Genomic DNA, 20,798 nt, shown 5'->3' on the forward strand with positions numbered 1-20,798 from the left:
TGCCGTGGCGCACCGGGTCGGTGGTGGCGGGCGTGGTCAGCGGGCGCGGTTCAGCGTCCGCAGGGCGGCCTTGAGCAACTGGCCCACCTGCGGCGCGCCCCCGGCGGCCTCGGCCTGCGGCGCCACGGCGGAGACGGCCTCGTCGGCCTCGCGGGTCGCGTACCCGAGGCCGATCAGGGCGGCGTGCAGCTGGTCGCGCCAGCCGGTGCTGACCGGGGCGCCGACGGCGGGGGCGCCGATGGGCTCGCCGAGCCGGTCCTTCAGTTCCAGGAGCAGCTTCTGCGCTCCCTTCTTGCCGATGCCGGGGACGGCGGTGAGCGCTTTCTCGTCCCCGGTGGAGACCGCTCTGCGCAGGGCGTCGGGCTGGTGCACGGCGAGCATCGCCTGGGCGAGGCGGGGGCCGACGCCGCTGGCGGTCTGGAGCAGCTCGAAGACCTGGCGCTCGTCGTCGTCGGCGAAGCCGTAGAGGGTGAGCGAGTCCTCCCGCACGACGAGGGAGGTGGCGAGCCTGGCCGGCTTGCCGAGCCGCAGGGTGGAGAGCGTGTTCGGCGTGCACTGGACGGCCATGCCGACGCCGCCGACCTCGACCACCGCGGCGTCGGGTGCGAGGGCGGCGACGGTGCCGCTGACGAAGGCGATCATGCGGGGCGGCCTTTCGACGGGTGGGGCTTCTGGGGGCGGCGCGGGGCCTGTGCGGTGTGCAGGGCCACGGCCTGCTGGAGGCGGTTCTGCGCGGGGGCGCGCCAGATGTGGCAGATGGCGAGGGCGAGGGCGTCCGCGGCGTCCGCGGGCCGGGGCGGGGCGGCGAGCCGGAGCAGGCGGGTGACCATGGCGCCGACCTGCGCCTTGTCGGCACGGCCGGTGCCGGTGACGGCGGCCTTCACCTCGCTCGGGGTGTGCAGGGCGACGGGGATGCCGCGGCGGGACGCGCACAGGATCGCCACGGCGCTGGCCTGGGCGGTGCCCATGACGGTGCGGACGTTGTGCTGGCTGAAGACGCGCTCCACGGCGACGGACTCCGGCCGGTGCTCGTCCAGCCACTGCTCGATGCCCTGCTCGACGGCGACGAGGCGGTGGCCGAGGTCGGCGTCCGCGGGCGTGCGGACGACGCCGACACCGACCATGGTGAGCGGCCGGCCCGCGACGCCCTCCACGACGCCGATCCCGCAACGGGTCAGCCCCGGGTCCACCCCCAGCACACGCATCAGCGGGCCCCTCTCGTCGATCACCTGTTTGTGCAGGCTATCGGGTGCCACCGACAACGCGACGGGCCGACGGGTGGTGTCCCCGTCGGCCCGCTGAGCACAGGGCGCGGCCTATGCGTCCACCTTCTCCATGACCTCGTCGCTCACGTCGAAGTTGGCGAAGACGTTCTGCACGTCGTCGCTGTCCTCCAGGGCGTCGATGAGCCGGAAGATCTTCCGGGCGCCGTCCTCGTCGAGCTCGATCTGCATGGTCGGGACGAAGTTGGCGTCGGCGGACTCGTAGTCGATGCCGGCCTCCTGGAGGGCGGTGCGGACCGCGACCAGGTCGGTGGCCTCGCTGAGCACCTCGAAGGACTCGCCGAGGTCGTTGACCTCCTCGGCCCCCGCGTCCAGGACGGCGCCGAGGACGTCGTCCTCGGCCAGCTCGCCCTTGGGCACGATCACGACGCCCTTGCGGTTGAACAGGTACGACACCGAGCCCGGGTCGGCCATGGAACCGCCGTTGCGGGTCATGGCGACGCGGACGTCGGAGGCGGCGCGGTTGCGGTTGTCGGTGAGGCACTCGATGAGCACCGCGACACCGTTCGGACCGTAGCCCTCGTACATGATCGTCTCGTAGTCGGCGCCGCCGGCCTCCAGGCCGCCGCCGCGCTTGACCGCGGAGTCGATGTTCTTGTTGGGGACCGACTGCTTCTTCGCCTTCTGGATGGCGTCGTACAGCGTCGGGTTGCCCTCGATGTCGACGCCGCCCATGCGCGCCGCGACCTCGATGTTCTTGATCAGCTTCGCGAAGAGCTTGCCGCGTTTGGCGTCGATCACGGCCTTCTTGTGCTTCGTCGTAGCCCATTTAGAGTGGCCGGACATCTGCCTGTCTCCTTCGCGTAACCCATCTCCTGCAACGAACGCAGGAATCCTACAAGGACTGAGCCGCCCGGTTCGCGCGCACCATGTCCGCGAAGAGCCGGTGCACACGGTGGTCGCCGGTCAGTTCCGGGTGGAACGACGTGGCCAGCGCGTTGCCCTGGCGGACGGCGACGATGTGGCCGTCGTGCTCGGCGAGCACCTCGGCGGCCGCACCGACGGACTCGACCCAGGGGGCGCGGATGAAGACCCCCTCCACGGGCTCGCCCTCGACTCCCTCGACGTCGACGGCCGCCTCGAAGGACTCGTTCTGCCGCCCGAAGGCGTTGCGGCGCACGATCATGTCGATGCCGCCGACCGTCTCCTGTCCGGAGCGCGGGTCGAGGATCTTGTCGGCCAGCATGATCATGCCGGCGCAGGTGCCGTAGACGGGCATGCCGTCCCGCACGCGCGCGCGGAGGGGTTCCATCACGCCGAAGAGGACCGCGAGCTTGGAGATGGTGGTGGACTCGCCGCCGGGCAGGACCAGGCCGTCCAGCTCGGCGAGTTCCTCGGGGCGGCGCACCGGCCTGGCCACGGCGTCGGCCACGGCCAGGGCGACGAGGTGCTCCCGTACGTCGCCCTGGAGCGCCAGGACACCGATGACGGGGGTGTCACTCATGCCGGGACGCCCTACCAGCCGCGGTTGGCGTAGCGCTCGGTCTCGGGGAGGGTGTCGCAGTTGATGCCGACCATGGCCTCGCCGAGGTTGCGGGACGCGTCCGCGATGATCTTCGGGTCGTCGTAGAAGGTGGTGGCCTTCACGATGGCGGCGGCGCGCTTGGCCGGGTCGCCGGACTTGAAGATGCCGGAGCCGACGAAGACGCCCTCGGCGCCGAGCTGGCGCATGAGCGCGGCGTCGGCGGGGGTGGCGACGCCACCGGCCGAGAAGAGCACCACGGGGAGCTTGCCCAGCTCGGAGACCTCCTTGACCAGCTCGTACGGGGCACGCAGCTCCTTGGCGGCGGCGTACAGCTCGTTGTTGTCGTAGCCGCGCAGCCGGGCGATCTCGTTCTTGATCTGGCGCAGGTGCCGGACCGCCTCGACGACGTTGCCGGTGCCGGCCTCGCCCTTGGAGCGGATCATCGCGGCGCCCTCGGCGATCCGCCGCAGGGCCTCGCCCAGGTTGGTGGCGCCGCAGACGAAGGGGGTGGTGAAGGCGAACTTGTCGCTGTGGTTGACCTCGTCGGCCGGGGTGAGGACCTCGGACTCGTCGATGTAGTCGACGCCGAGGGACTGCAGGACCTGGGCCTCCACGAAGTGGCCGATGCGGGACTTGGCCATCACCGGGATGGACACGGCGCCGATGATGCCCTCGATCATGTCCGGGTCGGACATCCGGGCCACGCCGCCGTCCTTGCGGATGTCGGCGGGGACGCGCTCCAGGGCCATGACGGCCACGGCGCCCGCGTCCTCGGCGATCTTCGCCTGCTCCGGCGTGACGACGTCCATGATGACGCCGCCCTTGAGCTGCTCGGCCATGCCGCGCTTCACGCGGGCGGTGCCGGTCTCGGGTGCCTGGTTTTCGGAGAGCGTGCTGGACACGGGTACCTCGCTGGGGAGAAGGGGGGTTGTGCAGCAACGAGGAAACGCGAGGCGAGCAGGCCACTGCAAGGGCCAATGAGAAGGCGGTGGATCGTTTTCGCTTCCCGGCGCTCCCGGTGCTACGCCGCCCGCTCGACCAGGGCGGCCGGCGACTCGTCGTCCATCTCGAAGGCCAGTGGGAAGGGCGCGTGCCCGGCGAGGCGGAACCAGCGGACCTTGCGGTGCTCGCGCAGCCTGCGGGCGGCGCCCACCGCGTCGTTGTGGAAGCGCCGGGCCATCGGCACCCTCCGTACGGCCTCGGCCAGTTCGTGGGCCGCCGCCTCTCCCCCGGGTGCCTCGCGCAGTACGTCCACCTGCTGCGCGTCGGCGAAGACGGCGCGCAGGGCCTGGCTCAGCTCGCTCTCGGCGACCTCCCGCAGCTCCTCCTCGGCCTGCCGGGCGGCGTGCGCGGCCTCGTAGAGGACCATGGAGGCGGCCGGGTCGAGCACGCCGGAGGTGGCGAGTTCCTGGGCCACCGACGCCCTGCGCAGCAGCTGTGCGTCCAGGGCGGCACGGGCGGCGTCGATCCGGGCGTGCAGCCGGTCCAGGCGGCCCGCCGTCCAGCTGAGGTACAGGCCGACGGCGACGAGGACGACCAGGATCCAGATGAGGGTTGCGGTCACGGGCCGCAACCCTATCGGTGGCCCGAGCGCGTCCGGTGGGCCCCGTACACGCCGGCCGGCCAATACCCGCCGGCGGGCCGGTGACCGGTGCGGGCCGGGACCCGCGTGCGCCGGTGGCCGGTGCGGGCCAGCGACCGGTGTGGGGCGGGGCCGGGCGCCGCCGGGCTCGTAGGCGCGTGTCGGTGGCCGTGTGCGTTGGTGGGTGTCAGTCCCTGGCCAGGCCGAAGCGGGCCCGCAGGCCCGTCGCCCGGTCGTCCGTCGCCACCGCCGCCGCTCCCGCGGTGACCGTCTCGTAGACGGACAGGATGTCCGCGCCGACCGTGGACCAGTCGAAGCGCCGTACGTGGGCGCTGCCCCGCTCCCGCAGCGCGGCCCGCCGCTCCGGGTCGGCCAGCAGGCGCAGGGCCGCCTCTGCCAGCGCGTCGGCGTCCTCGTTGGGGAAGAGCTCACCGGCCGCCCCCTGGTCGAGGACCTGGGCGAAGGCGTCCAGGTCGGCGGCGAGCACGGGGGCGCCCGCCGACATGGCCTCGACGAGGATGATGCCGAAGCTCTCGCCGCCGGTGTTGGGCGCGACGTACAGGTCGACGCTGCGCAGGAAGCGGGCCTTGTCCTCGTCGCTGATCATGCCGAGGAACTCCACGCGGGAGCGCAGCTCCTTCGGCAGGCTCTCGACGGCCTCCTCCTCGTCCCCGCGCCCGGCGACGAGCAGCCGGGTCTGCGGCCGGGCGGCGAGGATCGCGGGCAGCGCCCGCATGAGCACCGGCAGGCCCTTGCGGGGCTCGTCGATGCGCCCTATGAAGCCGATCGTGTCGCCCTGCCACTCCGGCTTGGGCTCGGCGTCGGCGAAGAAGTCGACGTCGACGCCGTTGGGGATGACGACCGCGTCGCCGCCCAGGTGCTCGACGAGCGTGCGGCGGGCGTACTCGCTCACGGCGATCCGGGCGCTGATCTTCTCCAGGGCGGCCTGGAGGATCGCGTACGCGGCGATCATCGCGCGGGAGCGCGGGTTGGAGGTGTGGAAGGTGGCCACGATCGGGCCCTGCGCCGCCCAGCAGGTCAGCAGGCCCAGCGAGGGCGAGGTCGGCTCGTGGATGTGGATGACGTCGAAGCCGCCCTCGTGCAGCCAGCGCCGGACCCGGGCCGCCGACAGGAAGCCGAAGTTGAGCCGGGCCACCGAGCCGTTGTACGGCACCGGCACCGCGCGACCCGCGGAGACGACGTACGGCGGCAGCGGCGTGTCGTCGTCGGCCGGGGCGAGGACGGACACCTCGTGGCCGAGCCGGATGAAGTACTCGGCGAGGTCCCGGATGTGGAACTGGACGCCGCCCGGCACGTCCCAGGAGTACGGGCAGACGATGCCGATCCTCACGACGCGCCGCCCGGCCCGTCGGCCGCCCCCGGCGCCTTGGCGGGGTCGAGGTCCTTGAGCCACAAGCGCTGCAGCATGTGCCAGTCCTCCGGGTGGTCGGCGATCCCCGTGGCGAAGGCATCGGCCAGCGCCTGTGTCATGACAGACGTCTTTTCGGCCCGGGTACCTGACTCGGGCACCTCGACCGGCGGGTGCACCCGGCCCTGCATCACCGGCGAGTCGTCGTACCAGAGCGTCACCGGCAGCAGCAGCGCGCCCGTCTGCTGGGCGAGCAGGGCGGGACCGGCCGGCATCCTGGCCGTCTCGCCGAAGAAGCCGACCTCCACGCCGGAGGCGGACAGGTCGCGGTCGGCGACCAGGCAGACCAGGCCGCCGTCGCGCAGCCGCCGGGCCAGCGTGCCGAAGGCGGTGCCGCCGCTGTGCGGCAGGACCTCCATGCCGAGGCCCTCGCGGTAGGCGACGAAACGGTCGTAGAGGGTCTCGGGCTTGAGGCGCTCGGCGACGGTGGTGAATGGGATGCCGAGTTTCGTGGTGACCCAGGCGCCCGCGAGGTCCCAGTTGGCCAGGTGCGGCAGGGCGAGTATCACGCCCTGGCCGGCGTCCAGGCCGTCGGTGAGGTGGTGCAGGTCCTTGGGGGCGAAGCCGCCCTTGATCCGCTCGGTGCTCCACGCCGGGAGCCGGAACGACTCCATCCAGTAACGCAGGTACGAGCGCATGCCCGCGCGCGAGAGGGCGGCGAGCCGCTCGGGGCTCGCGCCGGGCACCACGCGCGCGTAGTTGCTCTCCAGGCGGCGCACCCCCGCGCCGCGCCGCTTCCAGGCGACATCGGCGATGGTGCGGCCGAGGCGCACGGCGGCGGGCTCGGGGAGCTTCTTCACGGTGCCCCAGCCGGCGCCGTACAGACCGTCGGTCAGCCGGTCCCGAGCGCTCACTTGGCCGCCTCGGCGTCCTGGCTCTCCTGCGCGGCGGCGTCCGCCTCGGCGGCCTCCCGGCGGACCGTGACGACCCGCTGGACCAGCGTGACGAGGCTGCCGACGGCGACGATCCACAGGGCGATCGGCAGCAGGTACTGGATGCCGGGCACGCCGAACTTGTGCAGCCCGGCGAATCCGGCGGCGACCAGCGAGATGACCAGGCGCTCGGCGCGCTCGACCAGGCCGTTGACGGCGACCGGCAGGCCGATCGCCTCGCCGCGCGCCTTGGTGTACGAGACCACCTGGCCGCTGGCCAGGCAGAAGATCGACACGGCGCACAGGACGATGTCGTCACCACCGCCCGCGTACCACAGGGCGAGGCCGCCGAAGACCGCGCCGTCGGCGACCCGGTCGAGGGTGGAGTCCAGGAACGCGCCCCAGCGGCTGGAGCGGCCCAGCTGGCGGGCCATGTTGCCGTCGACCAGGTCGGAGAAGACGAAGAGCGTGATCACCACCGTGCCCCAGAAGAACTCACCCATGGGGTAGAAGACCAGCGCACCCGCGACCACACCGGCGGTGCCGATCAGCGTGACCGTGTCCGGGCTGACGCCCCGGCGGATGAGAAACGCGGCGAACGGTGTGAGGACACGCGTAAAAAATGCACGCGCGTACTTGTTCAGCATGGCCTTCCCGACGGTCGGTGTGGCGCCGCGGCCCTTGCTGGCCACCGGCTGGCCCATCGTAGTCACGCGCGCGTGTGGACGGTGGCCGGGCACCCTGAGCCCCCGCCGGGCGTCCGGTGGCCGCCGGGATCGGGTCCTTCGTATGGACGCGGCGTGACGGGAGTGGAAAGCTCGAAGGACCGCGGGCGTCGCCGGAGCCGCCAGTGCACGCGGTCCCGCGTGTCCGCGCCCACAGTGACCTCACCGTGCACGGGAGGCAAGGACATGGGCGACAAGGCACACACCCATCCCGGAGCCGCCGGAAGGGCAACGGCGGCCGACCACCCCGCGTCCGTACGGAACGTGGTGCTGGTCGGCCACTCCGGATCGGGCAAGACGACATTGGTGGAAGCTCTCGCGCTGACGGCGGGAGCGGTGAACCGGGCGGGCCGCGTCGAGGACGGCGGCTGCGTCTCGGACTACGACGACATGGAGCACCGCCAGCAGCGCTCCGTACAGCTCTCCCTGGTGCCGGTCGAATGGGACGGCATCAAGATCAACCTCCTGGACACTCCCGGGTACGCCGACTTCGTCGGTGAGCTGAGGGCCGGTCTGCGCGCGGCGGACGCGGCCCTCTGCGTCGTCTCGGCCTCCGACGGGGTGGACGGCTCGACCCGCATGGTCTGGGAGGAGTGCGCCGCCGTCGGCATGCCGCGCGCCATCGTGATCACGCACCTGGAGGCCGCCCGCGCGGACTTCGAGGAGATGACGCGGATCTGCGCGGAGGCCTTCGGCGGCGACGACCCCGACGCCGTACTGCCGCTGTACCTCCCGCTGCACGGCCCGCCCGCCCCCGACGGACACGCCCCTGTGACGGGGCTCGTGGGGCTGCTTACGCGCAAGCTGTTCGACTACGCGTCCGGCGAGCGCGTGGCGTCGGAGCCGGGCGAGGCGGAGCTGCCGCAGCTCGACGAGGCCCGCTCGATGCTGATCGAGGGGATCATCTCGGAGAGCGAGGACGAGACCCTCATGGAGCGCTATCTGGGCGGCGAGCAGGTCGACGTCAAGACGCTCGTCGAGGATCTGGAACGGGCCGTCGCGCGCGGGGTGTTCTTCCCCGTCCTGGCCGCCGCCCCCGCCGCCGACGGCGCCCGGCAGGGGCTGGGCACGGTCGAACTGCTGGAACTGGTCACGCGCGGCTTCCCGACACCCCTGGAGCGCACCGCGCCGCGGGTCACCACACCCGAGGGCGCCGGACGCGAACTGCGGATGTGCGATCCGGAGGAGTCGCTGGTCGCGGAGGTCGTCAAGACGTCCTCGGACCCGTACGTCGGCCGGATCTCGATGGTCCGCGTCTTCTCCGGCACCCTGCGCGCCGACCAGACGGTGCACGTGTCCGGGCACGGGATGACCGACCGGGGCCACGAGGACCACGACGTCGACGAGCGGATCGGCGCCCTGTCGACGCCGTTCGGCAAGCAGCAGCGGCCGGTCTCGCACGTGATCGCGGGCGACCTCGCCTGCGTGGCGAGGCTGACCCGCGCGGAGACCGGGGACACGCTCTCGGCCAAGGACGACCCGCTGCTCATGGCCCCCTGGGAGATGCCCGACCCGCTGCTGCCGCTCGCCATCGAGGCGCACAGCAAACCCGACGAGGACAAGCTCTCCCAGGGACTGGCCCGGCTGGTCGCCGAGGACCCGACGATGCGCCTGGAGCACAACCAGGACACCCACCAGGTGGTCCTGTGGTGCCTGGGCGAGGCACACGCCGACGTGGCCCTGGAACGGCTGCGCAGCCGCTACGGCGTCCAGGTCGACGTCGTACCCCACCGGGTCTCCCTGCGCGAGACCTTCGGCGGCCGGGCGGCCGGGCGCGGGCGGCATGTGAAGCAGTCCGGCGGGCACGGCCAGTACGCCATCTGCGAGATCGAGGTGGAGCCGCTGCCGGGCGGTTCGGGGATCGAGTTCGTGGACAAGGTGGTCGGCGGCGCGGTGCCCCGGCAGTTCATCCCGTCCGTCGAGAAGGGCGTGCGCACCCAGGCGGCCAAGGGCGTCGCCGCGGGCCACCCGCTGATCGACGTGCGGGTCACGCTGCTCGACGGCAAGGCGCACTCGGTGGACTCCTCCGACGCCGCGTTCCAGACCGCGGGCGCGCTGGCGCTCAGGGAGGCCGCGGCCGAGGCGAGGATCCACCTGCTGGAGCCGGTGGCCGAGGTGAGCGTGCTGGTCGGCGACGACTACGTGGGCTCGGTGATGAGCGACCTGTCCGGGCGGCGCGGCAAGGTGCTGGGCACCGAGCAGACCAGCGGCGGCCGGACCCTGATCAGGGCCGAGGTGCCCGAGATCGAGATCGGCCGCTACGCCGTGGACCTGCGCTCCCTCTCGCACGGCACCGCGCGCTTCGACCGCCGCTACGCACGGCACGAACCGATGCCGGCGCAGGTCGCGGACCGGCTGCGCGAGGAGGTGCGGGTGGCGTCCTAGCAGGGGCGCGGGACATCGTCCTGGAAGAGGTGCGGGACGGCGTCCCGGCGGAGCATGGGACTCCGGTGCGTGGTCCGGCCGCACCGGAGTCCCGCTCCCCGCACCGGAGCCGGTCCGCCCCGGCGTGCGACGGCGCGCCCGGCGGTCAACCCGGGCGCGCGGGGCGCCTTTGGCCGTCCCGTGACGCACGGCCGTCCCGGCGGATACGCTGATGACCAGATCAACAGGTGTGCGGGGCAGGGAAGTCGGGAAGGCCGCAGGAGCGACAGTGGTGGCGATCGGGGGCGGGAATGACCGTTGACGGCGGTTACGCGGACTTCTTCGGACCGCAGGTGCCGCGCACGGACGACGGCGGCCAGACGGCCACGTTCGCGCTGGCCTCGGCCGCCTACCGGGACAGCGAGGCCGAGGAGATACTCAAGGCCAACAGCGAGTGGCACAAGTCGGCCGTGAGCAAGCCCCGGATCAAGCTCTTCCGGCCCAACCTGGGCGAGGCGTTCTCCCGGGCGATCATCGACCGGATGCTCGGTCCCAAGCGGGCCCCGCTCATCCAGTCCTTCGGCGCCCAGCCGCAGGTCGTCGTGGAGCACAGCCTCGCGGCGCACCGCATACGCCGGGACCGGGACAACTGGCTGAGCGCCGTCATGGTGCTGTGCGGACTGCTGTTCCTGCCCGGGCTGCTGATCTGGCTCCTGGTCTTCCAGATCCGCACCACCGTCGCCCGGCGCGAGGACAAGCGGGCCGGCGCGCTCGCCACCGCCCTGCTGCTCGCGATGGCGGTCCTCGCCGTGCTCTTCCTGCTCAAGATGCCCTTCAGCGGCTTCTGGGCCTGGTACGCACGTGCCTGCGTCGTCGCCCCGGTGATCGGCTGGTTCTGGGCCAAGCGGATCTGCGAGCGCACGGCACGGGACCTCCGGGAGCGCTGGAGCGGCCTCCTGTCCGGCGCCGGCGTGGGCGCCAAGGTGCCCGAGGCGGTGCCGAGCAGCCCCGGCGAGACCGCGGCCGAGGAACTGCGCCAGTCACTGGCCCGGCTCAGCGCCGAGCAGCAGTCCAACTCCGTCTTCTACGCCGGTCCCAAGGGGATCCTCGGCATGGGCACCCGCTGGGGCAACTGGCAGCTCGCCGAGGAGCTGGTCCCCGTCGACCCGGACCGGGAGATCAACCCGTTCCGCAGCTGGGACGTCATCAAGGCCATCCACGACCGGCTGCGGATGCTGGAGCGCGGCCCGCTGCACACCGGCGGCTTCACCAAGCCGACCGTGCGGCACTGGATCGTGACCCCGATCGGTGAGAACGCCGACTCGGTGTCCCGGCCCGAGGGCACGGACGTCGAGGCGTACCAGATCAAGCAGCACGCCATACAGGAGATCTGCGACAAGCAGCAGTTCGGCGCGGGCGACCGGCACTACCTGGGCGTCCAGTGGACGCTGTGGGACGGCCAGTTGGTCATCTCCATGCTGATCACGGTGACGGTGCTGCACGAGACGCTGCGCATCGAGGTCACCGGACACGCCCTGGGACCGGTGCACTCCCTGTTCACCAGCAAGCCCGCGGCCAAGGAGAAGCAGGTCCAGAAGTCGGTCAAGTTCTGGGAGACCCGCACGGTCAAGCTCCCGCTGGTCGACACCGACGAGGTGGTACGGCTGGCCGCCCGGGCCCCGCTGACCTGGTATCCCCCGCTGCTGTACTGGCTGGGCGGCAAGCTCACGCTGCCCGAGCCCTTCGGCGTGCGGCACGCCTGGGCGGACCGGCCGTGGCGGCACCGCTTCATGGCCGACGACGCGCTGCGGGCGGCCACGCCGGTGCTCCGGGCGGTGCACTCGGCGGCGATCAAGGTGCTGAAGGAGAACGGCGTGGACACGGAGAAGTTCGGCGCCCGCGCGGGCGGTCTGAGCGGGGCGGTGCAGGAGGCGGTGCCGAAGAAGGCGGACGTCTACGACGCGTAGGCCTCCGGCGGTTGGGCGGGGGGGCGGAGTGGGCGTCCCTGGGGGCTGCCGCCCCCAGACCCCCACTTCGGCCTGGACGGCCTCGTCCTCAAACGCCGGACGGGCTGGAGGGCCAGGCTTCTGCCAGCATCTTGCGGGTGTCGCCCAGGAGCTGGGGGAGCACCTTTGTGTGGCCGATCACGGGAAGGAAATTGGTGTCGCCTCCCCAACGAGGCACTACATGCTGGTGGAGGTGGGCGGCAATGCCCGCGCCGGCCACGGTGCCCTGGTTCATGCCGATGTTGAAGCCGTGGGCGCCGGACGCGGTGCGCAGCGCCGTCATCGCCTGCTTGGTCAGCTCGGCCAGCTCCGCGGTCTCCACGGTGTTCAGCTCGGTGTAGTCGGCGACGTGGCGGTAGGGCACAGTCATCAGGTGACCGCCGTTGTACGGGTACAAGTTCAGCACCGCGTACACGTGCTCGCCGCGCCGGATGATCAGACCGTCCTCGTCGGACTTGGCCGGAATCGAGCAGAAGGGGCAGTCGTCATCGGCGCCGGGGCCGCTCGGCTTGTTCTCGCCCTGGATGTAGGCCATCCGGTGGGGCGTCCACAGACGCTGGAACGCGTCCGGCGTACCCACTCCCAGCTGCTGCTCCGGCTCACTCGTCATGCGTGCAGCATATGGCGTCGGCACCGGGAAGATGAAAGGGCCCCCGGGAGATCCCCCCCCCGGAGGCCGATCCCCGCGAGTGCGGGGAGCAAAGCACCTTCGTGTGTCCGACGACCGGTATGAACGGACCATCCCCGCATCGGCGGGGAGCATGTCACACCTGAACCCGGCGCTCCACCACATCAACGAGCTTCGCCAGTGCCTGGTCGCGCGGAATGCCGTTCTCCTGCGAACCGTCGCGGTAGCGGAACGACACCGTGCCCCCGTGCATGTCCTCGTCACCGACGATGATCATGAACGGGACCTTCTGCTTCTGCTGCGTGCGGATCTTCTTCTGCATCCGGTCCGAGGAGGAGTCCACGTCGACGCGCAGCCCCTTGCGCCGGGCCTCCGCCGCGAACTCCTCCAGGTACTGCACGTGCGCGTCCCCCACCGGGATGCCCACCGCCTGCACCGGGGCGAGCCACGGCGGCATCGCGCCCGCGTAGTGCTCCAGGAGCACCGCGAAGAAGCGCTCGATGGAGCCGAACAGCGCGCGGTGGATCATGACCGGACGGGTCTTGGTGCCGTCCCCGGCCGTGTACTCCAGGTCGAAGCGCTCCGGCAGGTTGAAGTCGAGCTGGATGGTCGACATCTGCCAGGTGCGGCCGATGGCGTCCTTGGCCTGGACGGAGATCTTCGGGCCGTAGAACGCGGCGCCGCCCGGGTCGGCCACCAGCTCCAGGTTCTGCTTCTCGGCGACCTGGCGCAGCGTCTCGGTGGCCTCCTCCCAGGCCTCGTCGGAGCCGACGAACTTCTCCGGGTCCTTGGTGGACAGCTCCAGGTAGAAGTCGTTCAGACCGTAGTCGCGCAGCAGGTTCAGGACGAAGGTGAGGGTCTTGTCCAGCTCCTCCGACATCTGCTCGCGGGTGCAGTAGATGTGCGCGTCGTCCTGGGTGAAGCCGCGGGCCCGGGTCAGGCCGTGCACGACGCCCGACTTCTCGTACCGGTACACGGTGCCGAACTCGAACAGGCGCAGGGGAAGTTCGCGGTAGGACCGCCCCCGCGCGTCGAAGATCAGGTTGTGCATCGGGCAGTTCATGGGCTTGAGGTAGTAGTCCACGCCCTCGTCGAGCTGCATGGGCGGGTACATGCCGTCGGCGTACCAGTCCAGGTGGCCCGAGGTCTCGAAGAGCTTCCCCTTGGTCGCGTGCGGGGTGTAGACGAACTCGTAGCCCTCCTCCTCGTGGCGGCGCCGCGAGTAGTCCTCCATGACCCGGCGGATGATGCCGCCCTTGGGGTGGAAGACGGCGAGGCCGGAGCCGATCTGCTCCGGGATGGAGAACAGGTCCAGCTCGCTGCCGAGCTTGCGGTGGTCGCGCTTCTCGGCCTCGGCGAGGAACTCCAGGTGCGCCTTCAGCTCGTCCTTGGTGGGCCAGGCGGTGCCGTAGATGCGCTGGAGCATCGGGTTCTTCTCGCTGCCGCGCCAGTAGGCGGCGGCGTTGCGCATCAGCTTGAAGGCCGGGATGTTCCGGGTCGTGGGCAGGTGGGGACCCCGGCAGAGGTCCTTCCAGCACAGCTCGCCGGTCTTCGCGTCGAGGTTGTCGTAGATCGTCAGCTCGCCGGCGCCGACCTCGACGTCCGCGCCGTCGTCGCTGGACGCGGAGCCCTTGAGGCCGATCAGCTCCAGCTTGTAGGGCTCGTCGGCGAGCTCCTCGCGGGCGGCCTCGTCGGTGACCACGCGGCGGGAGAACCGCTGCCCGCGCTTCTGGATCTCCTGCATCTTCTTCTCGATGGCCTTGAGGTCATCGGGGTGGAAGGGCTTCTCGACGTCGAAGTCGTAGTAGAAGCCGTCCTTGACCGGCGGGCCGATGCCCAGCTTGGCCTCGGGGAACAGCTCCTGCACGGCCTGGGCCATGACGTGCGCGGTGGAGTGGCGCAGGATGTCGAGACCGTCCTCGGAGGAGATCTCGACGCCTTCGACGGTCTCGCCGTCCTGTACCGCGTAGGCGAGGTCCTTGAGGTCGCCGGAGACGCGGGCGGCGATGATCGAGCGCTCGCCGGCGAAGAGCTCGGCGGCCGTAGTGCCCGTCGTCACCACGCGTTCTTCCCGCTCGGAATCCCGCTGGATGATCACACGGACGTCTGACACCGGTCTCTCCTGACTGAAGGTGGGGCCGCGGCGCCATACCGGAGCGCACGCATGAGGGCGATCGTACCGACCCTGGCCCGCCCACCGCGAAATCAGTCCCGGCAGTCCCCTCCGTCGCCGCAGGCCTCCTCGAAGAAGGCCGCGACCTCTACGTGCTCCTGGACGGCCTTCAGCAGCCGGTCCCGCTCCGCGTCGTCGACCTGGACGGGCGTGATCTCGCAGGCGCCGGTCAGCCGGCGGAACCCGCCCCGGCTCTCCAGCCGACCCAGCATCCGCACCGGCAGCCCGACGAGGTGGGCGTGCCCGGCGATCCGGTAGGCCTCCTCGTCCAGCGCGACGCGCACGTGCGGCACCTCGGCCCCGGCCAGCACCCGCAGCCGTACGGTGCCCGGGCCGCGGGGTCCGGGCCGACGCATGCGGACGACGGTGCCGGTGATCCGCACCGGCACGGAGGGCTCCGCGCGCAGGTAGCGGGCGGCGGCCTCGCGCAGGGCGGGCAGGTCGCCCGGCGAGAACTCGACGGGTTCGGTGAGGGTGCCGCAGCCCTCGGGCACGCCCGCGGCAGGTGCCCAGCCGATGGCCATCCGGGCGCCCTCGGTGCCGCGGACCAGGGCGACCAAGGACTCGGTCAGCTCGTGGCTGACCCCCGCCGCGACGGCCGAGTCGAAGGCCTCCGCGCCACCGGTGGTCCGCCGGTAGTCGACGGCCTCACGGGCGGCGTACAGGGCCTGGTGCAGGCGTACGGCCAGGGGGCGGCCGGTGCCGACCGGCAGGAACGCCGTGAGGTGGCGGCCGTCGGGGGCGGGGCCCACCAGGACGTTCTCCAGGGCGGTCTCGGCGGCGCGCCGGTGCCGGGCGCCGTAGTAGCCGGCCCGCGCGCGGGTGGCGAGCGCCCCGGCGAGCAGCATGCGGCGGGCGGCGGAGCGCAGCTGTTCCTCCGCCGTCCAGGTCGCCGTGGCGCCGGGCCCGGTCGGGATGTCGCGTTCCCAGCGGATCTCGTCGCTGGGGACGGCGAGGGAGAGCAGGATCTCGCGGGCGGCGGGCGTGCCGCTGCGGGACAGGGCGAGCAGCGCCTCGCCGAGCAGGTCGTCGCTGTCGGGGAGGGCGCGGCTGACGGGCACCAGGAGGCTGGTGACACCCGTGGCCGGGCCGGGCGGGGTCCAGCGGCCGTAGCGGCCGGGGGCACCGCCGCGCCGTCGCCAGCCGTGCCGGTGGAGCAGGGCGGTCAGCACGGCCGGGTCGACGGTCCCGGGCTCGGGCGGGGCGGCGTCGCGGGGGCGGTCGTCGAGGGCGTCGGCCGGGTGGTGCGGCCGTACGGACCGCAGGGGCTCGACGGACCGCGGGGGCTGGACGGGCCGCGGGGGGCCGCCGCCGGTCGGGCGGTGCGTCATGGTTTCCCTCCCGTCCCGACCCGCGTCATGATCTCGCACAGCGCCCGGTCGTCGAAGATCCGCGCGGTCGGTATCCGCACAGTGGTGCGCTGCCGGCCCGTGACGGGGTGTCCGGCGAGGTTCGTCCAGTAGCAGCAGTGCCTGAGGTCGAGCCGGTCGTGTCCGGCGCGCAGCCACTGGTCCCGGGCGGGACCGGGGGACGATCATCACGACCAGGATCTTGTGCACCGACACCGGGGTGCGGGCGAGCTTCGCCAGATGGCCGTTGTCGAGGGTGAAGGAGAAGAAGCGGCCGGGGGGTCCGGGCGCGATCTGGTAGGTGGCCTTGAGCTGCACCTTGATCGTGACCTCGTCGTCGACGGTGTGCCCGGGGGCGCTGTGGCTGACGTGCCAGTCGATGCCGTTGTCCGGAAAGGGCTGGGACAGCGAGCAGCCCGCCGCGGCGGCGACCGCGTGGAGGTATCCGACCTGCAAGGTCTCCATGCAGGCGGTGGTGGCGAGAGAGCCTCGTGAGGGCGTGGTGCGCTCCGGCAGCAGCCCGCCCCGTTCGGGCTGCGCAATGGCCATGACCAACAGCCTTCCAGAACTGGTGAATCCCCGCTGCGGGTCTGTGAACTGCAAAGACCCGTACTCCTGTTGTGTCCTTCCGGCGTACGCCGCAAACAGCCCGGGTATCACCGAACCGGGACAAGGGACGGCGCGTCAGCTGTCGCGCTCGGACGAGGAGTTGAGTGCCCTATGACGAGCTGGTTCGAGGGGCCGCTGGCCGCCTTCGACACGGAGACGACGGGTGTGGACACCGAGACCGACCGGATCGTGTCGGCCGCCCTCGTCGTCCAGGACGCGCCGGGACTGCGCCCGCGGGTGACCCGGTGGCTGGTGAACCCGGGCGTGCCGGTGCCCGAGTCGGCGACGGCGGTGCACGGGTTGACGGAGGAGTACGTGCAGCGCCACGGGCGGTGGCCGGCGCCGGTGATGTACGAGATGGCGGAGGCGCTGACGGAGCAGGCCCGCGCGGGGCGTCCGCTGGTGGTGATGAACGCGCCGTTCGACCTGACGCTGCTGGACCGGGAGTTGCGCCGGCACCGCGCCTCGTCGCTGGGCCGCTGGCTGGAGCGGACGCCGCTGCACGTGCTGGACCCGCACGTGCTGGACAAGCACCTGGACCGCTACCGCAAGGGCCGTCGCACCCTCACCGACCTGTGCGCGCACTACGGCGTGGAGCTGGAGGGCGCGCACGACGCGGCGGCCGACGCCCAGGCCGCGCTGGAGGTGGTGCGGGCGGTGGGGCGCCGTTTCCAGGCGCGCCTCGAACGCCTCTCCCCCGCCGAGCTGCACACCCTTCAGGCGGTGTGGCACGCCGGGCAGGCACGCGGGCTGCAGGCGTGGTTCGCGCTCAACGGCACCGAGGAAGCGGTGGACCCGGCCTGGCCCCTGCGCCCGGACCTGCCGGCGGCGGCGTGACCCTTCGTACCGGTCCGCGTGAACGCCGGAACACGAAGAAGCCGGTCCGTCGTGTGACGGACCGGCTCTTTCCGGGTGGGCGATACTGGGTTCGAACCAGTGACCTCTTCGGTGTGAACGAAGCGCTCTCCCACTGAGCTAATCGCCCGGGAACGCACTGAACAATACAGGGCGTCCGGCGATTCCATCAAACCGCTTGCCGACCACCTGCCAGGTGCGCCGCGAGACCCCGTCGCCCCGCCCGCATCATGAGGCGGTGGTTGGCCCGGAACAGGGGTCGCCCCGGCACGGCGAGGAGGCGCAGCAGCGGCTTGCGGACGACGACCTCCTGGTCGTAGCGGACGAGGGTGGCGGAGCCGCGCGGGGTGACCGTCCAGCGCGCCCAGCCCTCCATGTCGCCGCTCATCGCGACCTCCAGCACCCCTTCGGCCGGGTCCCGCCGTCCCTCCCGCACGGTGGCGGTGAGGTCGTACGGAAGCAGGGAGCGGAACCGGAGGAGGCCGCTGGTGTCGTCGAGCCGGGTGACCTCGCGGACCTGCGGCCACCAGCGGGGGTAGTCCTCGATGCGTTCCAGTGCCCGGTAGACGTCCGGGGCGGGCGCGGGCAGCGGCCACCGGCTGCGGAAGCGGTAATGGTTCCAGTCCACCCGTGCAGTGTGCCCGCGCCCGCGCCCCGTACGGGCCCGCTACGGCATCCTGTCCCCCAGGAGTGCGAGGTTCTCGATGGCGGCCAGGCCGTAGAGCGCGGTGTCGTTGGTGGACACCCAGCTCGCCTCGCTGCCCGGGACCAGGGCGACGGGGCCGCTCAGCTTCCGTGTCGTCCAGGGCGCCGACTCCTGGTAGCCGTCGGAGTCGTAGAACTTCTGCCACGCGCGCGTGGCGAGCTTGTCGTCGCCGGTGCGTACGGCCGCGTACGCGTCGAGGCGGGAGTGGCCCTGGAAGAGGATGAGGCTGCCGAAGTTGGTGCCGTAGCGCTCGGCCTGTTCGGTCTTGCTCGCGTTGAAGTAGCGGCAGTAGTCGTAGTACGCCTCCTCGAACTTCGGCATGTCGACGAGGTCGATCAGTTCGGCGCACAGTTCGTTCAGGCCGAAGACGGCGGACAGGTGGGAGACCTCGACCTTCGGGGTGTCGGCGACGGCGAACCTCCCGGTGTCCAGGTCGTACAGGCCGCTGCCCTGGACGAAGCCGTTGGGCTGGGCGGCGATGGTCTCCATGGTGGACAGGACGCGGTCCCTGGCCTTCTCCCACTTGGGGCCCTTGCGTTCCCACTCGGTGAGCCAGGCCGAGACCAGGCCGCTCCAGTCGGTGCCGAAGCCGACCGACAGGGCGTTGCGGTCGGGGGTGTAGGGCTCGGTGCGGATCTTGCGGAGCGGGTCGAGGGCGAGGAAGGTCTCGTCGGAGTCGACGTTGGCGTGCATGAGGTCGCCGACGCGTTCGTCGGCGGTGAGGAAGTAGTAGAAGCGCCGGTAGGTGGTGTTGGCGATGCGCTGCTGCTTGGCGCTGTCGGCGTAGTGCTGGACGCCGTGCCGGGTGCCGAGCCCGGCCCATTGGCCCAGGTGGTAGACGTCCACCTCGCCGGTGTGCCGGGTCATGGCCTCGGCGAAGCGGAAGATGTCGGCGCGGCCGGAGCGCAGATAGGCGTACCAGAGCCAGAGGTCCGGGGAGAGTTCGGAGTTGTCCCAGGCGTAGCCGCCGATGTCGTACCGCCAGGTGTGCCGGGCGGCGTCGTAGGTGTGCATGATGTCGCCGTAGTCCCAGAATCCGTACCAACGGCGCTGTTCCACCTGGTCCTTGTAGTAGTTGAAGAGGAAGTCGAGGTGGTCCTCGATCCTGGCCCTGGCGGGGGTGGAGCGGTCGGGCTCGGAGTAGAGGCCCGGGCCGAAGACCCCGGCCTTGATGAGCTGCTTGGGCGGGGCGGCCAGTTGGGGCAGTACGCGCACGGCCTCGACCTGTTCGGCGAGCCGCTCGGCGCTCGGGGTGGCGTCGTTGGCCCAGAAGAGGAGCTCCGAGGTGCGGGCGATGCCGTAGGGCGTGCCGAACTCCGGCTCGTAGTCCTCGTAGGTGATGTTGAGGCCTTCGAGCTGCTCGGGGAACGTGTCCTGGCCCATGCCGTCGTGGTAGAAGCGCAGGTCCATGGGCTGGGCCTCGGGTGACCAGAGCCAGAGGGTCACCTCGGCCTCTTCGGTCTGGGCGTCGCGGATGTCGAGTTGGGCGGGGTACTTCTCCCAGAAGTCGCGCAGGCCGAAGGAGAGGCCGCCGCTCGCGCCGCCGACGTAGCCGAAGCCGGAGGCGCGCCGGCCGCCGCCCGCGCCGATCCAGCCGTGGCCCTTCTTGGTGCGCTTGCGCAGGGTGAAGCCGTCGGCGGACAGCTGGGAGAGGGTGTAGTCGCCCCACTCGGGGATGTACTTCAGGCGGGTGGTGACCCGCTGGTCCCAGGTGGCGGGGTCGGGCAGCTTCTCCCCGGCGAACTGGGCCGCCTGGACGGCGGCCCCCGGGTCGCGGCGCAGTCCGGTGATGCCCTTGACGGCCTCGCGGAGCAGTCCGGTGCCCTCGCCGCCGATGCGGATGTGGCGGTCGTAGGAGGCGTCGCGCATGGGGACGGTGAAGCGGACACCGAGGCCGCGGACGAAGTCGCCGCTCGCCCGGCCGGGGTCCTGCTTCCCGTCGAACGTGACGGTGTGCACCATGCGGAAGGAGTCGGCGCCCGCGTAGAAGTAGAGGCGGATGGAGAAGGGGAGCCAGCCGCGGTGGCCCCTGCGGTGCTTGCCGTCGATGCGGACGACGGCGCGGACGGGGCCCTCCTGCTCGACCCGCACGTCGTCGATCACGCCGTCGAAGCGCTCGTACTTGACGGTGCCCTGGTCGCCGTCCTCGATCTCGGGCTGGCGCAGCAGGACGAGGCGGCCGTTCTTCGCGATCTCGGTGGAGCCCCGGGTGACCGACTTGATCAGTGCCGATCCGGACGTGCCGATTCTCGCGGTGATGACGCCGGTCGATATGTCGATGGTGCCGCCGTGCCGGTCGACGGCGACCTTCTTGGCGGGGGCGGCCGGGGTGCCGGCGGTGAGGGTGAGCCTGCCGTTGCCCGAGGCGACGGCGTGGGCGGTCCACTTGAGGGAGCCGTCGGGCCAGTGGGCGAGCGGCCAGGTCTGTACGGGTACGGCCTTGCCGTCGGCGTCCGTGACGGCGAACGACTGGTCCTCCTGGTAGGTGCCCCTGGGCCAGGGGACGCCGACGGTGGAGCCGGGGGCGGCGCCGAGGCCGCCGTCCTCCAGCCAGGTCAGGGTGACGGGGCTGTCGTCGGCGACCGGGGCGGTGGCGGGCGCGGCCTGTGCGTTCTTCGTGCCCAGTGCCCAGCTGAACTGGGCGGCGGCGCCGGCGACGGCGGCCGCCTTGAGGAGGGACCTGCGGGGAATGGGGGACATGGCCTTTCCTTTCCGTGCGAGTGTGCCGGGGTGTCAAGGGCATGACAGGAAG

At 71.8% G+C, this 20,798-nt stretch carries 17 protein-coding genes, 1 tRNA gene and 1 pseudogene; 3 read left to right on the forward strand and 16 right to left on the reverse strand.

Annotated elements, in window-relative coordinates; all coding sequences use genetic code 11:
• Positions 1–36: 36 nt before the first annotated feature.
• From ruvA to pgsA, 9 genes are all read right to left on the reverse strand, one after another.
• Complete coding sequence (gene ruvA, locus ACH4D3_RS22695; protein WP_398324684.1) at positions 37–642, reverse strand: Holliday junction branch migration protein RuvA; 606 nt, start codon at positions 640–642, stop codon at positions 37–39.
• Positions 639–1,205, reverse strand: coding sequence for a crossover junction endodeoxyribonuclease RuvC (gene ruvC, locus ACH4D3_RS22700; protein WP_398325306.1), 567 nt, complete (start codon positions 1,203–1,205; stop codon positions 639–641). The genes ruvA and ruvC overlap by 4 nt, the downstream gene beginning before the upstream one ends.
• A gap of 111 nt (positions 1,206–1,316) precedes the next feature.
• A complete protein-coding gene (locus ACH4D3_RS22705) occupies positions 1,317–2,069 on the reverse strand; it encodes a YebC/PmpR family DNA-binding transcriptional regulator (RefSeq protein ID WP_398324687.1) in 753 nt (250 codons plus the stop codon).
• Positions 2,070–2,118: 49 nt separating this feature from the next.
• Positions 2,119–2,727 carry a pyridoxal 5'-phosphate synthase glutaminase subunit PdxT gene (gene pdxT / locus ACH4D3_RS22710; RefSeq protein ID WP_398324690.1) on the reverse strand — a complete coding sequence of 203 codons (609 nt, stop codon included), beginning with the start codon at positions 2,725–2,727 and terminating at the stop codon, positions 2,119–2,121.
• Between the two features lie 11 nt (positions 2,728–2,738).
• A complete protein-coding gene (gene pdxS / locus ACH4D3_RS22715) occupies positions 2,739–3,650 on the reverse strand; it encodes a pyridoxal 5'-phosphate synthase lyase subunit PdxS (protein ID WP_109033919.1) in 912 nt (303 codons plus the stop codon).
• 119 nt (positions 3,651–3,769) lie between these two features.
• The gene (locus ACH4D3_RS22720; protein ID WP_109033917.1) at positions 3,770–4,312 is read right to left on the reverse strand and encodes a hypothetical protein; all 543 of its coding nucleotides are present in this window, start codon (positions 4,310–4,312) and stop codon (positions 3,770–3,772) included.
• A gap of 205 nt (positions 4,313–4,517) precedes the next feature.
• Positions 4,518–5,681 (reverse strand): glycosyltransferase family 4 protein, encoded by a 1,164-nt coding sequence (locus tag ACH4D3_RS22725; RefSeq protein WP_398324694.1) that lies wholly within the window; start codon positions 5,679–5,681, stop codon positions 4,518–4,520.
• Positions 5,678–6,613, reverse strand: coding sequence for a phosphatidylinositol mannoside acyltransferase (locus ACH4D3_RS22730; protein ID WP_398324697.1), 936 nt, complete (start codon positions 6,611–6,613; stop codon positions 5,678–5,680). Before ACH4D3_RS22730 ends, ACH4D3_RS22725 begins: the two co-directional genes overlap by 4 nt.
• Entirely contained in the window at positions 6,610–7,335 is a 726-nt protein-coding gene (gene pgsA / locus ACH4D3_RS22735; protein WP_398325309.1) for a phosphatidylinositol phosphate synthase, read from the reverse strand. Before pgsA ends, ACH4D3_RS22730 begins: the two co-directional genes overlap by 4 nt.
• Before the next feature lie 207 nt (positions 7,336–7,542).
• Between pgsA and ACH4D3_RS22740 the strand changes: the two genes are divergently transcribed.
• Positions 7,543–9,741, forward strand: coding sequence for an elongation factor G-like protein EF-G2 (locus tag ACH4D3_RS22740; RefSeq protein WP_398324700.1), 2,199 nt, complete (start codon positions 7,543–7,545; stop codon positions 9,739–9,741).
• A gap of 290 nt (positions 9,742–10,031) precedes the next feature.
• The gene (locus ACH4D3_RS22745) at positions 10,032–11,687 is read left to right on the forward strand and encodes a hypothetical protein (protein ID WP_398324703.1); all 1,656 of its coding nucleotides are present in this window, start codon (positions 10,032–10,034) and stop codon (positions 11,685–11,687) included.
• 88 nt (positions 11,688–11,775) lie between these two features.
• On the opposite strand, the gene ACH4D3_RS22750 is transcribed toward ACH4D3_RS22745, so the two are convergent.
• The 4 genes and pseudogenes from ACH4D3_RS22750 to ACH4D3_RS22765 all read right to left on the reverse strand — a co-directional run bounded on the left by ACH4D3_RS22750 (position 11,776) and on the right by ACH4D3_RS22765 (position 16,425).
• Complete coding sequence (locus ACH4D3_RS22750; protein WP_398324706.1) at positions 11,776–12,336, reverse strand: HIT family protein; 561 nt, start codon at positions 12,334–12,336, stop codon at positions 11,776–11,778.
• A gap of 154 nt (positions 12,337–12,490) precedes the next feature.
• Positions 12,491–14,467, reverse strand: a complete 1,977-nt coding sequence (gene thrS, locus ACH4D3_RS22755) for a threonine--tRNA ligase (RefSeq protein WP_398324709.1) — start codon at positions 14,465–14,467, stop codon at positions 12,491–12,493.
• A gap of 92 nt (positions 14,468–14,559) precedes the next feature.
• Positions 14,560–15,858 carry a hypothetical protein gene (locus ACH4D3_RS22760; protein WP_398324712.1) on the reverse strand — a complete coding sequence of 433 codons (1,299 nt, stop codon included), beginning with the start codon at positions 15,856–15,858 and terminating at the stop codon, positions 14,560–14,562.
• Positions 15,855–16,425 (reverse strand): annotated as a pseudogene (locus ACH4D3_RS22765) (DUF4365 domain-containing protein). The gene ACH4D3_RS22760 and the pseudogene ACH4D3_RS22765 overlap by 4 nt, the downstream one beginning before the upstream one ends.
• 171 nt (positions 16,426–16,596) lie before the next feature.
• On the opposite strand from ACH4D3_RS22765, the gene ACH4D3_RS22770 reads away from it, so the two are divergent.
• Positions 16,597–17,322 (forward strand): 3'-5' exonuclease, encoded by a 726-nt coding sequence (locus tag ACH4D3_RS22770; RefSeq protein WP_385362417.1) that lies wholly within the window; start codon positions 16,597–16,599, stop codon positions 17,320–17,322.
• 76 nt (positions 17,323–17,398) lie between these two features.
• On the opposite strand, the gene ACH4D3_RS22775 is transcribed toward ACH4D3_RS22770, so the two are convergent.
• The 3 genes from ACH4D3_RS22775 to ACH4D3_RS22785 all read right to left on the reverse strand — a co-directional run bounded on the left by ACH4D3_RS22775 (position 17,399) and on the right by ACH4D3_RS22785 (position 20,746).
• A tRNA-Val gene (locus ACH4D3_RS22775) sits at positions 17,399–17,470 on the reverse strand.
• Between the two features lie 39 nt (positions 17,471–17,509).
• On the reverse strand, positions 17,510–17,968 hold the full coding sequence (locus ACH4D3_RS22780; protein WP_398324715.1) for an SRPBCC family protein: 459 nt from the start codon (positions 17,966–17,968) through the stop codon (positions 17,510–17,512).
• Between the two features lie 39 nt (positions 17,969–18,007).
• The gene (locus ACH4D3_RS22785) at positions 18,008–20,746 is read right to left on the reverse strand and encodes a Tat pathway signal sequence domain protein (RefSeq protein ID WP_398324718.1); all 2,739 of its coding nucleotides are present in this window, start codon (positions 20,744–20,746) and stop codon (positions 18,008–18,010) included.
• Positions 20,747–20,798 lie beyond the last annotated feature (52 nt).

Origin of the sequence: Streptomyces sp. NPDC018026, from assembly GCF_044327745.1 — a bacterium.
GTDB classification, from domain to species: Bacteria; Actinomycetota; Actinomycetes; order Streptomycetales; family Streptomycetaceae; genus Streptomyces; species Streptomyces rubrogriseus.